We start from the raw sequence: 19,410 nt of genomic DNA, 5'->3' as shown, positions 1-19,410 counted from the left end.
TTTCCCCGCTATTGAACCGGAGAATCCCCATGCTCAAACGTCCCCTGGCGCTGTTTGCCGGCCTGGTGTTGTCTTGCTCGTCCTACCTGGCCCAGGCGGCCGACACGCTGCGAGTCAGTGCCATCCCTGACGAAGCGCCCACCGAACTGCTACGCAAGTTCAAGCCATTGGGCGAATACCTGGAGCAGAAGCTGGGCATGAAGGTCGAGTTCGTGCCGGTGGCAGATTACCCGGCAGTGGTCGAGTCGCTGGTCGCCAACAAGCTGGATATGGCCTGGCTGGGCGGTTTCACTTTCGTACAGGTGCACCTTAAGGATCCGACAGCCACACCTTTGGTACAGCGTGAACAGGACGCCAAGTTCACCAGCAAATTCATCACCGCTAACTCAAATGTGAAAAGCCTGGCCGACCTCAAGGGCAAGACCTTTGCCTTCGGTTCCATTTCGTCCACTTCGGGCAGCCTGATGCCGCGCTACTTCATGCTCAAGGATGGCATCAAGCCAGAAACCTACTTCAGCCGCGTTGCCTATTCCGGTGCCCACGATGCCACTGCGGCCTGGGTACAGGCCGGTAAGGCCGATGGCGGGGTCCTTAACGCCAGCGTCTGGGAAAAGCTGGTGGCGTCGGGCAAGGTCGATACCAGCAAGGTCAAGGTGTTCGCCACCACCCCAAGCTACTTCGACTATAACTGGACGGTGCGTGGCAGCCTCGACCCGGCGCTGAAAGACAAGATCAAGCAAGCGTTCCTCGATCTTGATCCGGCCAAGCCTGGCGACAAGGCTATCCTCGACCTGCAGGCCGCCAGCCGCTTTATCGAAACCAGCCCGGACAACTACAAGGGTATCGAAGAGGCCGCTCGCGCCGCCGAACTGCTGAAATGACCCTGCGTTTGAGCGATGCCAGCTTGCGCCACGGCCAGGTTCAGGCGCTGCACGGGATCGACTTGCAGATTGCTGGCGGCGAGCGGGTGGCAATCATCGGTCCGTCGGGGGCGGGCAAGTCGAGCCTGCTGCAGTTGCTGGGCACGGCCATCGAGCCCAGTACCGGCACCGTCGAACTGCTCGATATGGCGCCCTGGCGTTTGTCCGCCGGTGCGCGCCAGCGCCTGCGCGCGCGGATCGCCCTGATCCATCAAGCACCGCCGTTGCCACCGCGCCAGCGAGTAGTGACGGCGGTGCTGGCGGGGCGCCTGGGGCAGTGGAGCACCTTGCGCGGGCTACTCAACCTGCTGCACCCGGCGGATGTTCCGGGTGTGCGCGAAGTGCTGACTGACCTGGGCATGGCCGAGAAGATTTTTGTTCAGTGCGGGCAATTGTCCGGCGGCCAGTTGCAACGGGTCGGCATTGCCCGGGCGCTGTACCAGCAACCAGAGATACTGCTGGCCGACGAGCCGGTATCGGCCATGGATCCGGTGCTGGCCGAACACAGCCTGAAAACCCTCAACCAGCATGCCAGCGAGCGCGGCGTGACCCTGATCGCCAGCCTGCATGCGGTAGAGCTGGCGCTGGCGCATTTTCCACGGGTAATCGGTATTCGCGAAGGGCGTATCGTCTTTGATCGCCCGGCGAGCGAGGTCTCCAGCGAGATGCTCGATGCGCTGTATGCCAACGAACAGTTGGTGTCGCCGCCGTTACCGTTGCCGGCTTTGAGCCTGCAGATTCCCCGATGCTGAAGGCCGATAGCCGCGACCCGGCGGCACTGCCCAGGTTGTTGCTGGCGCTGTTGGCGATTGCCCTGTTGTGGCCGGGCATCCGCCTCAGTGAGCTGAACCCCGGGGTGTTGCTGCAGGCCGATAACCGCCGCGAGATGGGCAATTTTGTCAGCGCCTTCTGGCCGCCGGCCCATGAGCCTGATTTCCTGCGGCTGCTTTGGGATGCCACTTTGCAGACCCTGGCAGTGGCTACCGCCGGCATGACCCTAGCCTTGCTGCTGGCGATCCCGGCCAGCCTGCTGGCCAGCCGGGCGCTGTCGTTGCGCGCCGCTTCCCGTGGCGGTCGCCTGGGCTTCTGGTCGCGCACCCTGCGCCTGCCGGTGCGCGGCCTGTTGATCTTCCTGCGAAGCGTGCCGGAGATCGTCTGGGCGCTGTTGTTCGTCCGCGCGGTCGGCCTGGGCCCGACCGCCGGGGTGCTGGCCATCGCCATTACCTACAGCGGCATGCTCGGCAAGGTCTATGCGGAGATCTTCGAGTCGGTCGACCAGCGCCCGGCCCATGCCTTGTTGCACGCCGGCAGCAGCCGCTTGAGCGCGTTTTTCTACGGCGTCCTGCCCGCAGCGGCGGCGGAGCTGGTGTCCTACACGGTGTACCGCTGGGAATGTGCGATCCGTGCCTCGGTGGTGATGGGCTTTGTCGGCGCGGGCGGGTTGGGCCAGCAGATCGACCTGTCCATGCGCATGTTCGCCGGCGCCGAGGTGGCGAGCATGCTGCTGACGTTTCTGCTGCTGGTATGGCTGGCCGACCAGCTCAGTCGCCTGCTGCGCGGGAGGCTGGCATGAGAGCGTTGATCAACACGGCGCTGGTGCTGGTGCTGTTGGCGGCGGTGGCCGCTTCGTTCGCTTATTTGAGCCTTGATCTGCAGGCGCTGTTTGGCGATGGCGGGTTAGGGCAGATGGGCGCTTACGCGCTGCGATTCCTCAGCCCCGACCTGAGCCCCGATCACCTGCGGGCGGTTGGCAAAGGCGCACTGGAAACCCTGGCCATGTCAGGGCTGGGTACCTTGCTTGCGGTGGTGCTCGGCCTGTTGCTGGCCTTGCCGGCAGCCGGGCGTTTTGGCTGGCCGTTGCAAGGCGTAGCGCGCCTGCTGCTCAACGCATTACGGGCGATTCCGGAGCTGGTGTGGGCGGCCTTGACCGTCCTCGCCGCGGGCCTTGGGCCCAATGCCGGCACGCTGGCCTTGGCCTTGCATACCTCAGGCGTACTCGGCCGCCTGTTCGCCGAAGCCCTGGAAAACGCCCCGCCAGAACCGGCTGCGGCCATTCGCCTGCAAGGCGGCAGCCAGGTCACGGCGTTCTGCTTCGGCACCTTGCCCAACCTCTGGCCGCAGTTGCTGGCCTACAGCCTGTACCGCTGGGAAAACAACATCCGCATGGCCAGCGTGCTGGGTTTTGTTGGTGCCGGTGGCCTGGGGCAGATGCTCTACACCACCCTGAGCCTGTTCCAGGAAGCCCAGGCCAGCACGGTGATCATCGCCATGCTGGTGCTGGTGTTGCTGGTGGATGCCTTGAGTGATGTGCTCAGGCAGCGCTTTGTGCGGGTTTGAGCGGTAACCCCAGGCTCACGTCATCGACAATCGCCTTGGCCATTTCGCCGAGCAGATGCGCGGCCCAGACCAGGGTGGGGTCTTCTTCCGTGGCGCCTAGCGCGGTCAGTTTGTTGATACAGCCGAGCATCAGCGAGGCGTGTTCCAGTGCCTGTTCGCAGGGGATGCCCGGGTTGATGTGGAACAACCTGGTAAGGCTTGCTGTGCCGATCGTTTCATTGCTCATGGGGTGATCCTCGGGTCGGCCTTGCCGCCCATCGCCGGCAAGGCCGGCTCCCACAGTGGATCTCTGTTCGCCGGACCTGTGAAGCAGTTGTCCTAATCAAGCTGCCACACACAGTGGACCTGTGTTCGCCGAACCCTGTGGGAGCTGGCCTTGCCAGCGATCGAGCGCGAAGCGCTCGCTATCAGTGGGCTATCTGAACGCAGGCCAGCGCCTGCTCAACCCGCCAGCGCGCTGTTTCCATCTCGTGCAGGGCAGTACGCACCAGCGCCTGTCCATGCAAATCGGGATGTAACAACACTGCTTGCTGGCTGACAGCCAGGGCACAGGTCAGATGCTCGCCGGCCTGTACGAGGATGTCTTCGAGGCAATGAGGGGAATCGGTGGGGAGATGCGGGGGATCGGGGACTATTTTCAGCATGGTCAACTCCTGTATCGGTCGAGCCGCCACAAACCCGCTGTCAAACAGGAGGGTGGCAGCAGTACGTGGGTTGACAGACCGGTGATACAGGAACCGGCGCACACGAATGTGCCCCACGCACAGCTGCCATAGAGCAGTGCGACTGTATCAACAGCGGTCTGTCAAAACCGGTCGTTGATTTGGCAACGACTGGCCAAGACTAGGCAGCTAGCGACGCAGGCGCAACAACTGAAGTGCCTGGGGATTATGCTTGGGAAATGGACTACACGAAACAGCGAAACAGCGGTATCCAGCAACCTTTCTCTCGGTGTCATTGTTGCCATCTTCAGGCATCTGCATAACCCGGCCAAATTTCTGGCCAGGCGATGATAGGTGTGGGTTGCTGGTTGCTTGCTTGTATCCAATGGGATACATTGGTGTGAGCCTTGAAATACAGTGTTTTGCAGACGCCCAGATTCACCTCTTGGTTGATTTCCGTACGCGACATGCGTGCAAGGGTGGCAATTGCACGGCGGGAAATCTGGGAGATGTGAAGTCCGTCGGTGGTCAGGTGTCCGAGATGCGCATCGATGTGGGGGCGGGTTATCGGGTGTATTTCACGGCTCGGGACGGTGTAGTCATTGTTTTGTTGGCAGGTGGTGACAAGTCATCGCAATCTGTTGATATCCAACTGGCCAGGAAGCTGGCCAAGGAAATTTGATATGAGTTTGTCACTTACTACGTTTGATATGGCCGCGTTGCTCGATAGCGATGAGGCAATCAGCGAGTACCTCTCTCAAGTGCTGGCGGATGGTGATCATGACGAACTGATTCGCGCCCTCGGCTATATCGCCAAGGCTCGAGGCATGAGCCAGATCGCAACTGCCAGTGGATTGGGGCGCGAGAGCCTGTACAAGGCGTTGACCCCTGGTGCGAAGCCTCGTTTTGACACTGTGCTGAAGGTCATCCGGGCGCTAGGGATTGATCTTCTGGCCCACCCTCATGCTTCGTCGAGACTCTGAGTCGCCCGCACTCGATTGCACGTCAATGGGTAGATTCGCCAACCAGCTCCCCACACTGCGCATCCCGTTGCATCGACTCCAAATTCCTTTCGATGGTTTCACAAATCGCATCCATCTGAATCTGATGCTCACTGATCCGGAACGGGCTCTGCAAATCCGTGCCGATGCGCTCGATGGCCAGCAGCATAAACCCCACCACGGTCGACGCCAGCGGGGTAAACCAGCCCAGCGATTCGACCAGCCCGATCGGCACGATCAAACAGAACAGCGAAATAAACAGCCGCGGGAAATACACGTAAGGGTAGGGCAGGGGCGTGTTGGCGATGCGCTCCATGCCGCCCTGGCTGTTGGACAGGTCGACCAGGGTCGATTCCAGCCGCGCCAGGCGAATGCTGTCCAGGCGCCCGGCCTTGTATTCGCGGGTTAGCAGCGCTGCAGAGCCGGTGAGGATGTCGTTGGCGAAGTTGTTCGAGCGGCTGCGCCGGGCGAATTCTTCGGGCGGGATGAAGGCCATCAGTTCATCCGGGCACGGTTCGCCGCGAAGGTGTGCGGCCAGGCAGTTCACATAGGCGATATGGCGGCGCAGCAACGTCGTCTTGATCGGGTTGACGCCGTCATCCAAATCATCGATCAGCGTCAGCACCTGGCGGGCAAAGCTGCGTGAACTGTTGACCAGCCCGCCCCACAAGGTGCGCGCTTCCCACCAGCGGTTGTAGGCGCTGCTGTTGCGAAAGCTGACCAGCACCACCAGCGCCGAACCGAGCAGGGTCAGCGGCATCAAGGGCAGGGTGAACTTGCTGTTGAAGAACAGCATGAAGTCGATGGTTACCAGCACGTCCCAGATCAGCAGCCAGAACAGCGACCAGCCGACGTAGCCGAGGGTTTTGACGATCAGGCGGTATTTGCGGGCAATGGTGTCTTTCACAGGTGAACCTCGAACGGCGGATGCACAGGATCGGACGCCGCCGCGCGCTCAAGGTTCGTTGCAGCTCATCGATGGGCTACAGCGTCTGCTTCATCTGCACCAACGCCACCCGTGTATTGCCGGGACCCTGGCGTTCTTCGATGGCGAAGGGTGTAAAGCCCAGCTGTGGATAAAGCAGCAGCCCGGCGGTGTTGCTGTTGAAACATGAGACCTGTACTTCACGGGCCTCGAACTGACGGCGCGCCAGTTCGATCATGCTCTGCACCAGATACCGCGCTACGCCATGGCCGCGCGCGGCGGGGGCCACCACCACATTGCCAAGGGCGCAAACGCCGCCGTGCTCGGCCTTGTAGAAGTTGGCAAAGGCCAGCACCGTACCGTCGCCCACGACCACGGTCGAGCCGCTGCGCTGGGCGATGGCCTCGCTCAGTTGCGCGGGTGTCAGCGGGTACTTGGCCTTGGGGAACATGTAGAACAGCTCGTCCGGGCCCTGGGGGAAGCAGCAGATGGCAGCGATGTCCTGAGGCTGGACGGGGCGGTGGGTCAATTGCATGGCGCGACTCGATCTGCAAATGAGGGGGGACAGTGATCCTACACATTTTGACAAAGCCGGTAATGCAATCCCCACGCCGGACCAAGGGTCTCCTTGATAAGGTGCTCTTCGGCTGCATCGACCCACAAGGAGCAACACCATGAAAGCACTCTTGTTCACTGCCGCCCTGGCAACAGCGGGCGCCGCCCAGGCCCAGACTGTGGAACTGGCCCTGGTGGGCGCCGACGGCAGCGCCAAACCGGTCGGTACCATCACCCTCGAGCAGAACCAATACGGCACCCTGCTCACGCCTGACCTGCGCGACTTGCCGCCGGGCGTACACGGTTTTCACCTGCACGAACAGCCTTCCTGTGCACCGGCAACCGCCGATGGCAAGACCACACCGGCAGGTGCCGCGGGCGGGCACTGGGATCCGCAACAGAGTAAAAAACACCTGGGCCCATACGACGATGCCGGGCATAAAGGCGACTTGCCGGCCCTGTATGTCAGCGCCGACGGCACTGCCCGTTATCCGGTCCTGGCGCCACGCCTGAAGGCCGAAGAGTTCAAGGGCCATGCGCTGATGGTGCATGGCGGCGGTGATAACCACAGCGATCATCCGCAAGTGTTGGGTGGTGGTGGGGCGCGGATTGCGTGTGGGGTGGTGCAATAAGGGGCTATCCACTGCGCAATGCGCTAGGCCTGCACGTGTTGCAATAACGGCGCGTTGGGCGTGTCTGCCTCACGGCGATGAAATCCACCGACAGGTGCAGCGCCTGATCTGCCGGGCACAAAAAAACCGACCCTAGGGTCGGTTTCTTGTTGCGTTTGGTGCCCCGAGGGAGACTCGAACTCCCACTCCTTTCGAAAACGGATTTTGAATCCGCCGCGTCTACCAATTCCGCCATCAGGGCTTGTGGCGGCGAAGTATAGAGAGGCGCCTACCGTTGGTCAATCAGGTTTCATGGTCAATTTTCACCATTTCGGCTAAACTTTCCGGCCCTGTCGAACCGAACACCATCATGCGCGTCGCCGATTTCTCCTTTGAGCTTCCTGATTCCCTGATCGCTCGCCATCCGCTGGCGCAGCGCCATAGCAGCCGGCTGCTGACCCTGGACGGGCCGAGCGGGGCACTGGCGCATCGCCAGTTCACCGACCTGCTCGAGCATTTGCGCCCGGGCGATCTGATGGTGTTCAACAATACCCGGGTGATTCCGGCGCGTCTGTTCGGCCAGAAGGCCAGCGGCGGCAAGCTGGAGATCCTCGTCGAGCGCGTACTCGACAGCCACCGGGTACTGGCCCACGTACGTTCGAGCAAGGCGCCCAAGCCGGGCACGCCGATCGTCATCGATGGCGGTGGCGAGGCCGAGATGGTCGCCCGTCACGATGCGCTGTTCGAGCTGCGTTTTGCCGAAGAGGTGCTGCCACTGCTCGATCGCGTCGGCCATATGCCGCTGCCGCCGTACATCGACCGTCCGGATGAGGGCGCCGACCGCGAGCGCTACCAGACGGTGTACGCCGAGCGCGCTGGCGCCGTGGCCGCGCCAACCGCCGGCCTGCACTTCGATGAAGAGCTGCTGGCCAAGATCGCCGCCAAAGGCGTGGAAACCGCCTTCGTCACCCTGCACGTGGGGGCTGGTACCTTCCAGCCAGTGCGGGTCGAGCGCATCGAAGACCACCACATGCATAAAGAGTGGCTGGAGGTCGGCCAGGATGTGGTCGACGCCGTGGCCGCGTGCCGCGCCCGTGGCGGGCGGGTGGTAGCCGTGGGCACCACCAGCGTGCGCTCGCTGGAAAGCGCCGCCCGTGATGGCGAGCTCAAGGCGTTCAGTGGCGACACCGATATCTTCATCTTCCCAGGCCGGCCATTCCATGTGGTCGATGCCCTGGTGACCAACTTCCATTTGCCTGAATCCACGCTGCTGATGCTGGTTTCAGCCTTCGCCGGTTACCCCGAGACCATGGCTGCCTACGCGGCGGCGGTCGAGAACGGGTACCGCTTCTTCAGTTACGGTGATGCCATGTTCATCACCCGCAATCCGGCGCCACGCGGCCCCGAGGATCAAGCATGAGTCGCACCTGTCGTATGTCCTTCGAATTGCTCGCCACCGACGGCAAGGCCCGTCGCGGCCGCCTGACCTTCCCCCGTGGCGTGGTCGAGACCCCGGCGTTCATGCCGGTGGGCACCTATGGCACGGTCAAGGGCATGCTGCCGCGCGACATCGAGGCGATCGGCGCGCACATGATCCTCGGCAACACCTTCCACCTGTGGCTGCGCCCGGGCACCGAGGTGATCAAGGCCCATGGCGACCTGCACGACTTCATGAAGTGGCAGGGCCCGATCCTTACCGACTCCGGTGGTTTCCAGGTGTTCAGCCTGGGCGCCATGCGCAAGATCCGCGAAGAGGGCGTGACGTTTGCCTCGCCGGTCGACGGCTCCAAGGTGTTCATGGGCCCGGAAGAGTCGATGCAGGTCCAGCGCGACCTGGGCTCGGATGTGGTGATGATCTTCGACGAATGCACCCCGTACCCGGCCGATGAAGACGTCGCCCGCGTATCCATGGAGCTGTCCCTGCGCTGGGCCCAGCGCTCGAAAAACGCCCACGGCGACAGCACCGCGGCGCTGTTCGGCATTGTCCAGGGTGGCATGCACGAAAACCTGCGCATGCGCTCGCTCGAAGGCCTGGAAAAGATCGGCTTCGACGGCCTGGCCATCGGCGGCCTGTCGGTGGGCGAGCCCAAGCACGAAATGATCAAGGTCCTGGATTACCTGCCAGGGCGCATGCCGGCTGACAAACCTCGTTACCTTATGGGGGTAGGCAAGCCGGAAGATCTCGTTGAGGGTGTGCGCCGCGGCGTCGACATGTTCGATTGCGTGATGCCCACGCGCAACGCGCGCAACGGTCATCTGTTTGTCGATACCGGCGTGCTGAAAATCCGTAACGCGTTCCATCGCCACGATGATTCGCCCCTGGACGCGACCTGCGATTGCTATACCTGCCAGAACTTCTCCCGTGCTTATCTGCATCACCTGGATAAATGCGGCGAAATGTTGGGCAGTATGTTGAATACGATCCATAACTTGCGCCATTACCAGCGGTTGATGGCTGGTTTACGCGAGGCTATTCAACAAGGTACATTGGCCGCCTTTGTCGATGCCTTTTACGCCAAGCGCGGGCTGCCTGTGCCGCCCTTGGACTGATGTTCTGTCGATCCCTAACAAGTACTGATTTGCAACTGGAGTGCTAAATGAGCTTTCTGATCCCTGCCGCATACGCGGACGCAGCTGCCCCAGCCGCCGGCCCAGCCGGTACTGGCTTCGAGTGGATTTTCCTGGTCGGTTTCCTGGTCATCTTCTACCTGATGATCTGGCGCCCGCAGGCCAAACGTGCCAAAGAGCAGAAGAACCTGCTGAGCAACCTGCAAAAAGGTGACGAAGTTGTCACCAACGGCGGTATCGCCGGCAAGATCGTCAAAGTTGCCGACGACTTCGTGGTTCTGGAAGTGTCCGACAACGTCGAGCTGAAGTTCCAGAAGGGCGCCGTAGCCGCGACCCTGCCTAAAGGCACGCTCAAAGCGATCTAAGTTTCAGTTTTTTACCAATCGACGGGGCGCGCAAGGCGCCCCGCGTCTTGAACGGGCGGCGTGATGCTGAACAAATACCCTCTGTGGAAATACGCACTGATCCTGGTGGTACTGGCGATCGGTTTTATTTATTCCGCTCCCAACCTCTACCCTGATGATCCGGCCGTTCAGGTCAGCGGTGCCAGTACTGCACTGCAGGTCACTCAGGCCGATCTGGACCGCGTGAGCAAAGCGCTCAATGAGTCCGGTATCCAGGTCAAGGCTGCAAGCCTGGGCGAGAAGGGCAAGGTTGGCCTGGTGCGCCTGACCAAACAGGAAGACCAACTGCCAGCCAAGGACGTAGTGCGCAAGGCACTGGGCGACGACTATGTAGTAGCGCTCAACCTGGCCCCGACTACCCCGCAATGGCTGCGCAACCTGGGCGCAAGCCCGATGAAGCTGGGTCTGGACCTTTCCGGTGGTGTGCACTTCCTGCTTGAAGTGGACATGGACAAGGCCATGTCGGCCCGCCTGAAAGTCTACGAAGGCGAAGTCAAAAGCCTGCTGCGCAAAGAGCGCGTGCGCTACCGCAGCCTGCCGCAACAAGATGGCGGCATCCAGCTGGGCTTCTCCGATGATGAATCCCGCGAACAGGCCCGTAGCCTGATCCGCAAGAATTTCAATGATTTCGAGCTGACCACCACCGAGCGTAACGGCCTGTCCGTGCTGCGCCTGGCGATTACCCCGGCCAAGGTCGCGGAAATCCGTGAATACTCGATCAAGCAGAACCTGACCACGGTACGTAACCGCGTCAACGAGCTGGGTGTAGCCGAGCCACTGGTTCAGCGCCAGGGTGCCAACCGCATCGTGGTCGAGCTGCCAGGCGTGCAGGACACCGCCGAAGCCAAGCGTATTCTCGGCAAGACCGCCAACCTCGAATTCCGCCTGGGCGCTGAGCCTGGTGCCTCGAAAGCCACCACCGAAACCTTCGAGTTCCGCGAAGGCGGTCGTTCGGCGGCGGTCGAGCGTGGCCTGATCATCACCGGTGACCAGGTCACCGACGCTCAGGCCAGCTTCGACGAGCAAGGCCGTCCGCAAGTGAACATCCGTCTGGATGGTCATGGCGGCGAGCTGATGAGCCGCGCTACCCGTAGCAACGTCGGTCGCAGCATGGCGGTTATCTTCATCGAACAGCGTCCTACCACGCGCTACGTCAAGCAGATGGTCGACGGCGTCGAGAAAGACGTTGCCGTGCAGACCTTCACCGAAGAGAAGAAGATCATCAGCCTGGCGACCATTCAGTCGCCACTGGGCAGCCAGTTCCGTATCACTGGCCTGAACGGTCAGGGCGAATCGTCGGAACTGGCCCTGCTGCTGCGTGCCGGTGGCCTGGCGGCGCCGATGTACTTCGCTGAAGAGCGCACCATCGGCCCGAGCCTGGGTGCCGACAACATCACCAAGGGTATCGACGCTTCCCTGTGGGGCATGCTGTTCGTCTCGCTGTTCATCATGGCCATCTACCGCTTCTTCGGCCTGATCGCGACCATCGCCCTGGCCGGTAACATGGTCATGCTGCTGGCGCTGATGTCCCTGCTGGGGGCGACGCTGACCCTGCCAGGTATCGCCGGTATCGTCCTGACCATGGGTATGGCGGTCGACGCCAACGTGCTGATCTTCTCGCGGATCCGCGAAGAGCTGGCCAATGGCATGTCGGTGCAACGCGCCATCCACGAAGGCTTCAACCGTGCCTACACGGCGATTGTCGACGCCAACCTGACCACCTTGCTGGTCGGCGGCATCCTCTTCGCCATGGGTACCGGCCCGGTCAAGGGCTTCGCGGTTACCATGTCCCTCGGGATTTTCACCTCGATGTTCACGGCCGTCATGGTTACCCGCGCAATGGTCAACCTGACCTGCGGCGGGCGTGATATCAAGAAGCTGTGGGTTTAAGGGGCTGCCATGTTACGTACCATCAACTTCATGGGTGTGCGCAACCTTGCGTTCGGCATCACCCTGCTTCTGACCGTGCTGGCGCTGTTCAGCTGGTTCTACAAAGGGCTCAACTTCGGCCTGGACTTCACCGGCGGTACGCTCATCGAGCTGACCTACGAGCGTCCGGCCAACCTCGGCCAGGTCCGTGAGGAGCTGGTCAAGGCCGGCTTCCAGGATGCCGTGGTGCAGAGCTTCGGTGCGACTACCGACCTGCTGGTACGCATGCCTGGCGATGACCCGCTGCTGGGTAATCGTGTGTCCGAGGCGCTGCAAAAGGTCAGCACCGACAACCCGGCTGTGGTCAAGCGCGTCGAATTCGTTGGCCCGCAGGTCGGTGAAGAGCTGCGCGACCAGGGCGGCCTGGGCATGTTGCTGGCCCTGGGCGGCATCATGATCTACCTGGCCTTCCGCTTTCAGTGGAAGTTCGCCCTGGGTGCGATCCTGTCGCTGATCCACGACGTGGTCGTGACCATGGGTATCCTTTCGTTCTTCCAGATCACCTTCGACTTGACGGTGCTGGCGGCGGTGCTGGCGATCATCGGTTACTCGCTCAACGACACCATCGTTGTGTTCGACCGGGTGCGTGAGAACTTCCGGGTACTGCGCAAGGCCTCGCTGATCGAGAACATCAATATCTCGACCACCCAGACCCTGCTGCGGACCGTGGCGACGTCGGTATCGACCTTGCTGGCCATTGCCGCACTGCTGTTCTTCGGTGGCGACAACCTGTGGGGCTTCTCCCTGGCGCTGTTCATCGGTGTCATGGCCGGTACCTACTCGTCGATCTACATCGCCAACGTGGTGCTGATCTGGCTCAACCTGAACAGTGAAGACCTGATCCCGACGGTGAAAGCCGAAGGTGTGGACGAACGTCCATAAGGGTTTTCCCACATTGTTGGTCGTACAAAAAGGCGCGAGTGTTGAACTCGCGCCTTTTTTTATGCTCCAAGGCAGGGAGAAGGCGGGCAATGTTCCGCAGGTACGATCAGGAGGTTCACGTGAACAAGTCGATGCTGGTGGGTGCGGTTTTGGGTGCTGTCGGTGTAACAGCCGGAGGTGCTGTTGCCACCTACAGCCTGGTCAAGGGCGGGCCGGAATACGCCGAGGTGTTGGCGGTGCAACCGGTCAAGCAGACGGTCAAGACACCCCGTGAAGTGTGCAAGGACGTCACCGTGACGCGTCAGGCGCCGGTGAAGGATCAGCACCAGATCGCCGGTACCGTGGTCGGTGCCCTGGCAGGTGGCCTGCTGGGTAACCAGATCGGCGGCGGCACCGGTAAAAAGATCGCTACCGTGGCTGGTGCGGTCGGTGGCGGCTATGCCGGCAACAAGGTGCAGGAAGGCATGCAGGAGCGTGATACCTACACCACTACGCAAACCCGCTGCAACACGGTCAATGACCTGAGCGAGAAGGTTGTTGGCTATGACGTGAAGTATTCGATCGGCGACAAGGTCGGTCAGGTGCGCATGGACCGTGACCCAGGCTCGCAAATTCCGCTGGATAAAGAAGGCAAGCTGGTGCTGAGCCAGGCCCAGCCAGGCCAGTAACGGCGCGGTCTTTGTGGGAGCTGGCCTTGCCGGCGATCGAGCGCGAAGCGGTCGTAATCCAGGCACCGGCTACAGTGTTGGCTATACCGGCCTCATCGCTGGCAAGCCAGCTCCCACAGAGAGAAGGTGGTTCATAAGGCCAAAAAAAAGCACCCCGAAGGGTGCTTTTTTTGTGTTCGATCGAACTTAGCGTTTGATCGAAGCAGGCAGGTGCGGCTGGATAGCAGTCAGGACGGCCTTGAAGCACTTGGTGTTGCCGGCAACGATGTGACCCTTCTCGAGGAAGTCGTGGCCACCGGTGAAGTCGCTCACCAGGCCGCCAGCTTCCTGGATCAGCAGCGCGCCTGCAGCCATGTCCCACTCCGACAGGCCCGATTCCCAGAAGGCATCGAAACGACCGGCGGCAACGTAGGCCAGGTCCAGGCTGGCAGCACCGGCGCGGCGGATGCCGGCGGTCTGGCCGACCAGGGCGCGGAACATGCCCAGGTAGTTGTCCAGGTCAGCCATCTGGTTGTCGCGGAACGGGAAGCCGGTACCCAGCAGGGCGCCTTCCAGGCTGGTGCGAGGGCTGACGCGCAGGCGACGACCGTTCAGCTGGGCGCCACGGCCACGGCTGGCGGTGAATTCTTCCTGGCGGACAGGGTCCAGTACCACGGCGTGCTCAAGGCGGCCACGGTATTTGCAGGCAATGCTGACAGCAAAGTGCGGAACGCCACGCAGGAAGTTGGTGGTGCCATCCAGTGGGTCGATGATCCACAGGTAGTCCTTGCCTTCTTCGCCGCTACCGGCATGCAGGCCGGTTTCTTCGCCGTAGATGGAGTGGTTCGGGTAGGCCTTGCGCAGGGCATCGATGATTTTCTGCTCTGCGGCGCGATCGACTTCGGAGACGTAATCCTTGGCGTCTTTTTCATCAACCTTGATGCTATCCAGGCGCTCGATGGAGCGGAAAATCAATTCACTGGCGCTGCGGGCGGCGCGCAGCGCGATATTCAGCATGGGCTGCATGGACGTTTCACCTGGGTCGTTAAAGAAAGCCGAACATTCTAGCAGAAAACTTTGCGCGAAGAAGGGTGACATTTGCTTTCGTAGCGTAAAGTCGGTCGCTTCTGTAAGATTTGCTCCCCCTTCGCAACGTCTGTGAGCGCTCGCCTTGCTGCAAAATATTCGTGTTGTTCTGGTCAATACCAGCCACCCCGGCAATATCGGCGGCGCTGCGCGTGCCATGAAAAACATGGGCTTGTCGCGGCTGGTGCTGGTCGACCCGCAGAGTTTCCCGTCCCCCGAGGCCGATGCTCGTGCGTCGGGTGCCGATGACGTGCTGGCCGGTGCGCAAGTGGTCGCCAGCCTCGAAGATGCGCTGGTCGGTTGCAACCTGGTGTTTGGCACCAGTGCCCGCGAGCGGCGCATCCCCTGGCCGCTGGTCGATCCGCGCGAGTGCGCCAGCAAAGTCATCGAGCATGCCACCCAGGGCGAGGAGATCGCCCTGGTGTTTGGTCGTGAGCACGCGGGCCTGACCAACGAAGAGCTGCAGCGTTGCCACTTTCATGTGCACATTCCCTCGAACCCGGACTTCAGCTCGCTGAACCTCGGTGCCGCGGTGCAAGTGCTGTCCTATGAAGTGCGCATGGCCTGGCTGGCGCTGGAAGGGCAGTCGTTGAAATCGGAAAAAATCGACGTGGCGTCGGAGCGCAGCAGCGAGCTGGCGACCATGGATGAAATGGAGCTGTTCTACGAGCACCTGGAAAAGACCCTGGTCGCTATCGGCTTTCTCGACCCGCAGAAGCCCAAGCACCTGATGCCGCGCCTGCGTCGGTTGTATGGGCGCAGCTCGGTCGATCGTTCGGAAATGAGTATTTTGCGCGGCATTCTCACGGAAACCCAGAAAGCGGCCCGTGGCGAACCGCATAAGCGGAAGGATCAATAGATGTTCGAGCGTCTGCGTGAAGATATCCAGAGCGTTTTCCACCGTGATCCGGCGGCGCGCAATGCCTTTGAAGTGCTGACCTGCTACCCGGGCATGCACGCAATCTGGCTGCACCGCGCGGCGCACGCCCTGTGGCGGCGGGACTGGAAGTGGCTGGCCCGGCTGGTGTCGAACTTCGGCCGCTGGCTGACCGGGATCGAGATTCACCCCGGCGCCAAGGTTGGCCGACGCTTTTTCATTGACCACGGCATGGGTATCGTCATCGGCGAAACCGCCGAGATTGGCGACGACGTCACCCTGTACCAGGGCGTGACCCTGGGTGGCACCACCTGGAACAAGGGCAAGCGTCACCCGACCCTGGAAGATGGCGTTGTCGTCGGTGCCGGGGCCAAGGTGCTGGGGCCGTTCACCGTCGGCGCCGGGGCCAAGATCGGCTCCAACGCGGTGGTGACCAAGGCGGTGCCGGCCGGTGCGACCGCCGTGGGTATCCCGGGGCGGATCATCGTCAAGACCGATGCCGAGGTCGAGGCCAGGCGCAAGGCCATGGCCGAGAAGATCGGCTTCGATGCCTATGGTGTCAGCGAGGACATGCCCGACCCGGTGGCTCGCGCCATTGGTCAGTTGCTCGACCACCTGCAGGCTGTCGACGGACGCCTGGAGGACATGTGCGGCGCGCTGAAGAACCTGGGCAGCGACTACTGCGCCAAGGAGCTGCCGGCTTTGCGTGAAGAAGACTTCGCCGAGATCAAGGATGAGGCCCGTAGCGACGCGTCGACGCATTGACAGAAGGGGCGTGCGCAAGCGCCCCTTAGTTTGCTATCATTCTGCCGCCCTCTTGCGGTAAACCCGACTAAAGCACTAGGTCTTATAGTTGACTTAAATGCTCGGGAATAGCATACTCGCTCCCATCCCGTAACCCCGTGGTACCTACTAGCCATGCGACTGACTACAAAAGGCCGATACGCCGTGACCGCCATGCTCGACCTGGCGTTGCACGCGCAGAATGGGCCGGTGTCTCTGGCCGACATTTCCGAGCGCCAAGGCATCTCCCTCTCTTATCTGGAGCAGCTGTTTGCAAAGCTGCGCCGCAGCGGCCTGGTTTCCAGTGTGCGCGGCCCTGGCGGCGGCTATCAGCTGTCGCGAAGCATGGAGAGCATTCAGGTCGCCCAGGTCATCGATGCGGTTAACGAATCGGTCGATGCCACGCGTTGCCAGGGCCTGGGTGATTGCCACGCCGGCGACACCTGCCTGACCCACCACCTGTGGTGCGACCTCAGCCAGCAGATTCACGAATTCCTCAGCGGCATCAGCCTGGCTGACCTTGTCACTCGCCGTGAGGTACAAGAAGTCGCCCAGCGCCAGGACCTGCGTCGTATTGCAGGCCGGGCAACGCAGCTGGACAAGATTGAGACGTCTGCCGTCGAATGACCGTTTCGACGCGCGGCGCGACCGCCTGATAGGAGATATTCAATGAAGTTGCCGATCTACCTCGATTACTCCGCGACCACCCCGGTCGATCCACGCGTTGCCCAGAAGATGAGCGACTGCCTGCTGGTCGACGGGAACTTCGGTAACCCGGCGTCGCGCTCCCACGTCTTTGGCTGGAAAGCCGAAGAAGCGGTCGAGAACGCCCGTCGCCAGGTCGCCGACCTGGTCAATGCCGACCCGCGGGAAATTGTCTGGACCAGCGGTGCCACCGAGTCCGACAACCTGGCAATCAAGGGCGTCGCGCACTTCTACAGCACCAAGGGCAAGCACCTGATCACCTCTAAGATCGAGCACAAGGCTGTTCTGGACAGCACTCGTCAGCTGGAGCGTGAAGGCTTCGAAGTCACCTACATCGAGCCGGGCGCCGATGGCCTGATCACTCCGGCCATGGTCGAAGCAGCCCTGCGTGAAGACACCATCCTGGTGTCGATCATGCACGTGAACAACGAAATCGGCACCATCAACGACATCGCCGCCATCGGCGAGCTGACCCGCGCCCGCGGCGTCATGTTCCACGTCGATGCCGCGCAGTCCACCGGCAAGGTCGAAATCGACCTGCAGAAGCTGAAAGTCGACCTGATGTCGTTCTCGGCGCACAAAACCTACGGCCCTAAAGGCATCGGCGCGCTGTACGTCAGCCGCAAGCCTCGCGTGCGCCTGGAAGCCACCATGCACGGCGGCGGTCACGAGCGCGGCATGCGTTCGGGCACCCTGGCTACCCACCAGATCGTCGGCATGGGTGAAGCCTTCGCCATCGCCAAAGAGCTGATGGCCAGCGAGAACGTGCGCATCAAGGCCCTGAGCGACCGCTTCTACAAGCAGGTCGAAGGCCTTGAAGAGCTGTACATCAACGGCAGCATGACCGCGCGCATTCCGCACAACCTGAACCTGAGCTTCAACTACGTCGAAGGCGAGTCGCTGATCATGGCGCTCAAGGACCTGGCCGTTTCGTCCGGCTCGGCCTGTACTTCGGCTTCGCTCGAGCCGTCCTATGTGCTGCGTGCCCTGGGCCGCAACGACGAACTGGCACACAGCTCGATCCGCTTCACCTTCGGTCGTTTCAGCACCGAAGAAGAAATCGACTACGCCGCGCAGAAGGTTTGCGAGGCCGTAACCAAGCTGCGCGAATTGTCGCCGCTGTGGGATATGTACAAAGACGGCGTCGACATCTCCAAGATCGAGTGGGCTGCGCACTAAGTAGTCGCCGGCAAGAGCGGCTCTCTGATGAGGAAGGAATTGCACCATGGCATACAGTGAAAAGGTCATCGACCATTACGAAAACCCGCGTAACGTCGGCAAGATGAATGCCGAGGACCCGGATGTCGGCACCGGCATGGTCGGCGCTCCGGCGTGCGGCGACGTCATGCGCCTGCAGATCAAGGTCAACGAGCAGGGCGTCATCGAAGACGCCAAGTTCAAGACCTACGGCTGCGGTTCGGCCATCGCTTCCAGCTCCCTCGCTACCGAGTGGATGAAGGGCAAGACCCTGGACGAAGCCGAGACCATCAAGAACACCCAGCTGGCCGAAGAACTGGCGCTGCCGCCGGTTAAAATCCACTGCTCGGTACTCGCCGAGGACGCCATCAAGGCGGCCGTGCGCGATTACAAGCAGAAGAAAGGTTTGCTCTAAGGTCGCCTGTTGCAGGTAAGGAGTCTCGATGGCTATCAGCATGACAGAAGCCGCCGCCAAACATGTGCGGCGCTCCCTCGACGGACGCGGCAAAGGTGAAGGTATTCGCCTTGGCGTGCGCACCACTGGCTGCTCGGGCCTGGCCTATGTGCTCGAGTTCGTCGATCAGCCGGACAGCGAAGACCTGGTCTTCGAAAGCCATGGCGAGAAGGTGATCATCGATCCGAAAAGCCTGACGTACCTCGACGGTACCGAGCTGGATTTCGTCAAGGAAGGGTTGAACGAAGGCTTCAAGTTCAACAACCCCAACGTGCGCGGTGAGTGTGGCTGCGGCGAAAGCTTCAACGTCTGAGGCTGCGCGTGGGTACTCCTTGTCATTTCGCCCTGTTTGACCTGCAACCTGGCTTCCGTCTGGACCTCGACAAGCTGGCCGTTCGCTATCGCGAGCTGGCCCGCGAGGTCCATCCGGATCGCTTCGCCGATGCCTCCGAACGTGAACAGCGCATTGCGCTGGAGCGTTCGGCTGCGCTGAACGAGGCTTACCAGACTCTCAAGAGCGCGCCCCGGCGTGCCCGCTACCTGTTGGCGATCGGCGGTCATGAAGTACCGCAGGAAGTCACCGTCCATGATCCCGAGTTCCTCTTCCAGCAGATGCAACTGCGCGAAGAGCTCGAAGACCTCCAGGACAGTGCCGACCTCGATGGCGTGGCCGTGTTCAAGCGTCGCTTGAAAACTGCCCAGGAAGCACTCAACGAGGACTTCGCCGCCTGCTGGGATGATGCTGCGCAGCGTGAACAGGCCGAGCGCCTGATGCGCCGCATGCAGTTTCTCGACAAGCTCGCCTACGAAGTGCGCCAGCTGGAAGAGCGCCTCGACGATTAACCCGGCGCTGCTTCTGGCGGCGCC

At 61.7% G+C, this 19,410-nt stretch carries 24 protein-coding genes, 1 tRNA gene and 1 pseudogene; 20 read left to right on the top strand and 6 right to left on the bottom strand.

The window, feature by feature from the left end:
• The first annotated feature begins 29 nt into the window (after positions 1 to 29).
• The 4 genes from CCOS864_RS23695 to phnE are packed head-to-tail and all read left to right on the top strand — an operon-like array spanning position 30 to position 3,257.
• Positions 30 to 881 (top strand): putative selenate ABC transporter substrate-binding protein, encoded by an 852-nt coding sequence (locus tag CCOS864_RS23695; RefSeq protein WP_115088658.1) that lies wholly within the window; start codon positions 30 to 32, stop codon positions 879 to 881.
• Complete coding sequence (locus tag CCOS864_RS23690) at positions 878 to 1,672, top strand: phosphonate ABC transporter ATP-binding protein (RefSeq protein ID WP_115088657.1); 795 nt, start codon at positions 878 to 880, stop codon at positions 1,670 to 1,672. Before CCOS864_RS23695 ends, CCOS864_RS23690 begins: the two co-directional genes overlap by 4 nt.
• On the top strand, positions 1,666 to 2,493 hold the full coding sequence (locus CCOS864_RS23685; RefSeq protein WP_115088656.1) for a PhnE/PtxC family ABC transporter permease: 828 nt from the start codon (positions 1,666 to 1,668) through the stop codon (positions 2,491 to 2,493). Before CCOS864_RS23690 ends, CCOS864_RS23685 begins: the two co-directional genes overlap by 7 nt.
• The gene (gene phnE, locus CCOS864_RS23680; RefSeq protein WP_115088655.1) at positions 2,490 to 3,257 is read left to right on the top strand and encodes a phosphonate ABC transporter, permease protein PhnE; all 768 of its coding nucleotides are present in this window, start codon (positions 2,490 to 2,492) and stop codon (positions 3,255 to 3,257) included. The genes CCOS864_RS23685 and phnE overlap by 4 nt, the downstream gene beginning before the upstream one ends.
• Here the strand turns inward: phnE and CCOS864_RS23675 are convergent.
• The gene (locus tag CCOS864_RS23675) at positions 3,232 to 3,483 is read right to left on the bottom strand and encodes a DUF3077 domain-containing protein (protein WP_115088654.1); all 252 of its coding nucleotides are present in this window, start codon (positions 3,481 to 3,483) and stop codon (positions 3,232 to 3,234) included. The two genes, phnE and CCOS864_RS23675, sit on opposite strands and share 26 nt — an antisense overlap.
• A 181-nt stretch (positions 3,484 to 3,664) precedes the next feature.
• Positions 3,665 to 3,901, bottom strand: a complete 237-nt coding sequence (locus CCOS864_RS23670) for a hypothetical protein (RefSeq protein ID WP_115088653.1) — start codon at positions 3,899 to 3,901, stop codon at positions 3,665 to 3,667.
• 425 nt (positions 3,902 to 4,326) lie between these two features.
• Between CCOS864_RS23670 and CCOS864_RS23665 the strand changes: the two are divergent.
• Positions 4,327 to 4,601 (top strand): annotated as a pseudogene (locus CCOS864_RS23665) (type II toxin-antitoxin system RelE/ParE family toxin).
• A gap of 1 nt (position 4,602) precedes the next feature.
• Positions 4,603 to 4,902: an addiction module antidote protein gene (locus tag CCOS864_RS23660; RefSeq protein WP_115088652.1), complete on the top strand. Its 300-nt coding sequence runs from the start codon at positions 4,603 to 4,605 to the stop codon at positions 4,900 to 4,902.
• Between the two features lie 22 nt (positions 4,903 to 4,924).
• Here CCOS864_RS23660 and CCOS864_RS23655 read toward each other — a convergent pair whose 3' ends face one another.
• Both CCOS864_RS23655 and CCOS864_RS23650 read right to left on the bottom strand, forming a co-directional pair.
• Entirely contained in the window at positions 4,925 to 5,827 is a 903-nt protein-coding gene (locus CCOS864_RS23655) for a bestrophin family protein (RefSeq protein ID WP_115088651.1), read from the bottom strand.
• A 76-nt stretch (positions 5,828 to 5,903) separates the two neighbouring features.
• Positions 5,904 to 6,380: a GNAT family N-acetyltransferase gene (locus tag CCOS864_RS23650; protein WP_115088650.1), complete on the bottom strand. Its 477-nt coding sequence runs from the start codon at positions 6,378 to 6,380 to the stop codon at positions 5,904 to 5,906.
• A 139-nt stretch (positions 6,381 to 6,519) separates the two neighbouring features.
• On the opposite strand from CCOS864_RS23650, the gene sodC reads away from it, so the two are divergent.
• Entirely contained in the window at positions 6,520 to 7,032 is a 513-nt protein-coding gene (gene sodC, locus CCOS864_RS23645) for a superoxide dismutase family protein (protein WP_036993898.1), read from the top strand.
• Between the two features lie 156 nt (positions 7,033 to 7,188).
• Here sodC and CCOS864_RS23640 read toward each other — a convergent pair.
• Positions 7,189 to 7,273, bottom strand: a tRNA-Leu gene (locus tag CCOS864_RS23640).
• Positions 7,274 to 7,381: 108 nt separating this feature from the next.
• Here CCOS864_RS23640 and queA point away from each other — a divergent pair.
• The 6 genes from queA to CCOS864_RS23610 all read left to right on the top strand — a co-directional run bounded on the left by queA (position 7,382) and on the right by CCOS864_RS23610 (position 13,462).
• Positions 7,382 to 8,431, top strand: a complete 1,050-nt coding sequence (gene queA, locus CCOS864_RS23635) for a tRNA preQ1(34) S-adenosylmethionine ribosyltransferase-isomerase QueA (protein ID WP_115088649.1) — start codon at positions 7,382 to 7,384, stop codon at positions 8,429 to 8,431.
• 14 nt (positions 8,432 to 8,445) lie between these two features.
• Positions 8,446 to 9,561, top strand: a complete 1,116-nt coding sequence (gene tgt, locus CCOS864_RS23630; RefSeq protein WP_162195925.1) for a tRNA guanosine(34) transglycosylase Tgt — start codon at positions 8,446 to 8,448, stop codon at positions 9,559 to 9,561.
• A gap of 47 nt (positions 9,562 to 9,608) precedes the next feature.
• Positions 9,609 to 9,944 carry a preprotein translocase subunit YajC gene (gene yajC / locus CCOS864_RS23625; RefSeq protein ID WP_010223473.1) on the top strand — a complete coding sequence of 112 codons (336 nt, stop codon included), beginning with the start codon at positions 9,609 to 9,611 and terminating at the stop codon, positions 9,942 to 9,944.
• Positions 9,945 to 10,007: 63 nt separating this feature from the next.
• Positions 10,008 to 11,873 (top strand): protein translocase subunit SecD, encoded by a 1,866-nt coding sequence (gene secD / locus CCOS864_RS23620; RefSeq protein WP_115088648.1) that lies wholly within the window; start codon positions 10,008 to 10,010, stop codon positions 11,871 to 11,873.
• Between the two features lie 9 nt (positions 11,874 to 11,882).
• Positions 11,883 to 12,794, top strand: coding sequence for a protein translocase subunit SecF (secF, locus tag CCOS864_RS23615; RefSeq protein WP_115088647.1), 912 nt, complete (start codon positions 11,883 to 11,885; stop codon positions 12,792 to 12,794).
• Positions 12,795 to 12,913: 119 nt separating this feature from the next.
• On the top strand, positions 12,914 to 13,462 hold the full coding sequence (locus CCOS864_RS23610; RefSeq protein ID WP_115088646.1) for a glycine zipper 2TM domain-containing protein: 549 nt from the start codon (positions 12,914 to 12,916) through the stop codon (positions 13,460 to 13,462).
• A gap of 186 nt (positions 13,463 to 13,648) precedes the next feature.
• Here CCOS864_RS23610 and suhB read toward each other — a convergent pair whose 3' ends face one another.
• Entirely contained in the window at positions 13,649 to 14,467 is an 819-nt protein-coding gene (gene suhB / locus CCOS864_RS23605; RefSeq protein ID WP_010223469.1) for a type III secretion system regulator SuhB, read from the bottom strand.
• A 145-nt stretch (positions 14,468 to 14,612) separates the two neighbouring features.
• Between suhB and trmJ the strand changes: the two genes are divergently transcribed.
• From trmJ to hscB, 7 genes are all read left to right on the top strand, one after another.
• On the top strand, positions 14,613 to 15,386 hold the full coding sequence (trmJ, locus tag CCOS864_RS23600; RefSeq protein ID WP_115088645.1) for a tRNA (cytosine(32)/uridine(32)-2'-O)-methyltransferase TrmJ: 774 nt from the start codon (positions 14,613 to 14,615) through the stop codon (positions 15,384 to 15,386).
• Positions 15,387 to 16,169: a serine O-acetyltransferase gene (cysE, locus tag CCOS864_RS23595; RefSeq protein WP_115088644.1), complete on the top strand. Its 783-nt coding sequence runs from the start codon at positions 15,387 to 15,389 to the stop codon at positions 16,167 to 16,169.
• A 153-nt stretch (positions 16,170 to 16,322) separates the two neighbouring features.
• Positions 16,323 to 16,814 carry a Fe-S cluster assembly transcriptional regulator IscR gene (gene iscR / locus CCOS864_RS23590; RefSeq protein ID WP_115088643.1) on the top strand — a complete coding sequence of 164 codons (492 nt, stop codon included), beginning with the start codon at positions 16,323 to 16,325 and terminating at the stop codon, positions 16,812 to 16,814.
• Between the two features lie 42 nt (positions 16,815 to 16,856).
• Positions 16,857 to 18,071, top strand: a complete 1,215-nt coding sequence (locus tag CCOS864_RS23585; protein ID WP_115088642.1) for an IscS subfamily cysteine desulfurase — start codon at positions 16,857 to 16,859, stop codon at positions 18,069 to 18,071.
• A gap of 46 nt (positions 18,072 to 18,117) precedes the next feature.
• The gene (gene iscU / locus CCOS864_RS23580; RefSeq protein ID WP_002552476.1) at positions 18,118 to 18,504 is read left to right on the top strand and encodes a Fe-S cluster assembly scaffold IscU; all 387 of its coding nucleotides are present in this window, start codon (positions 18,118 to 18,120) and stop codon (positions 18,502 to 18,504) included.
• A 28-nt stretch (positions 18,505 to 18,532) separates the two neighbouring features.
• Complete coding sequence (gene iscA / locus CCOS864_RS23575; protein WP_010223463.1) at positions 18,533 to 18,856, top strand: iron-sulfur cluster assembly protein IscA; 324 nt, start codon at positions 18,533 to 18,535, stop codon at positions 18,854 to 18,856.
• An 8-nt stretch (positions 18,857 to 18,864) separates the two neighbouring features.
• Positions 18,865 to 19,386 carry a co-chaperone HscB gene (gene hscB / locus CCOS864_RS23570; RefSeq protein WP_115088641.1) on the top strand — a complete coding sequence of 174 codons (522 nt, stop codon included), beginning with the start codon at positions 18,865 to 18,867 and terminating at the stop codon, positions 19,384 to 19,386.
• Positions 19,387 to 19,410: the final 24 nt, after the last annotated feature.

The organism is Pseudomonas wadenswilerensis (assembly GCF_900497695.1).
In the GTDB taxonomy this organism is placed as follows: domain Bacteria; phylum Pseudomonadota; class Gammaproteobacteria; order Pseudomonadales; family Pseudomonadaceae; genus Aquipseudomonas; species Aquipseudomonas wadenswilerensis.
The sequence above is the reverse complement of the archived record's forward strand: the minus strand, read 5'-3'. Positions and strand labels throughout refer to the sequence as shown.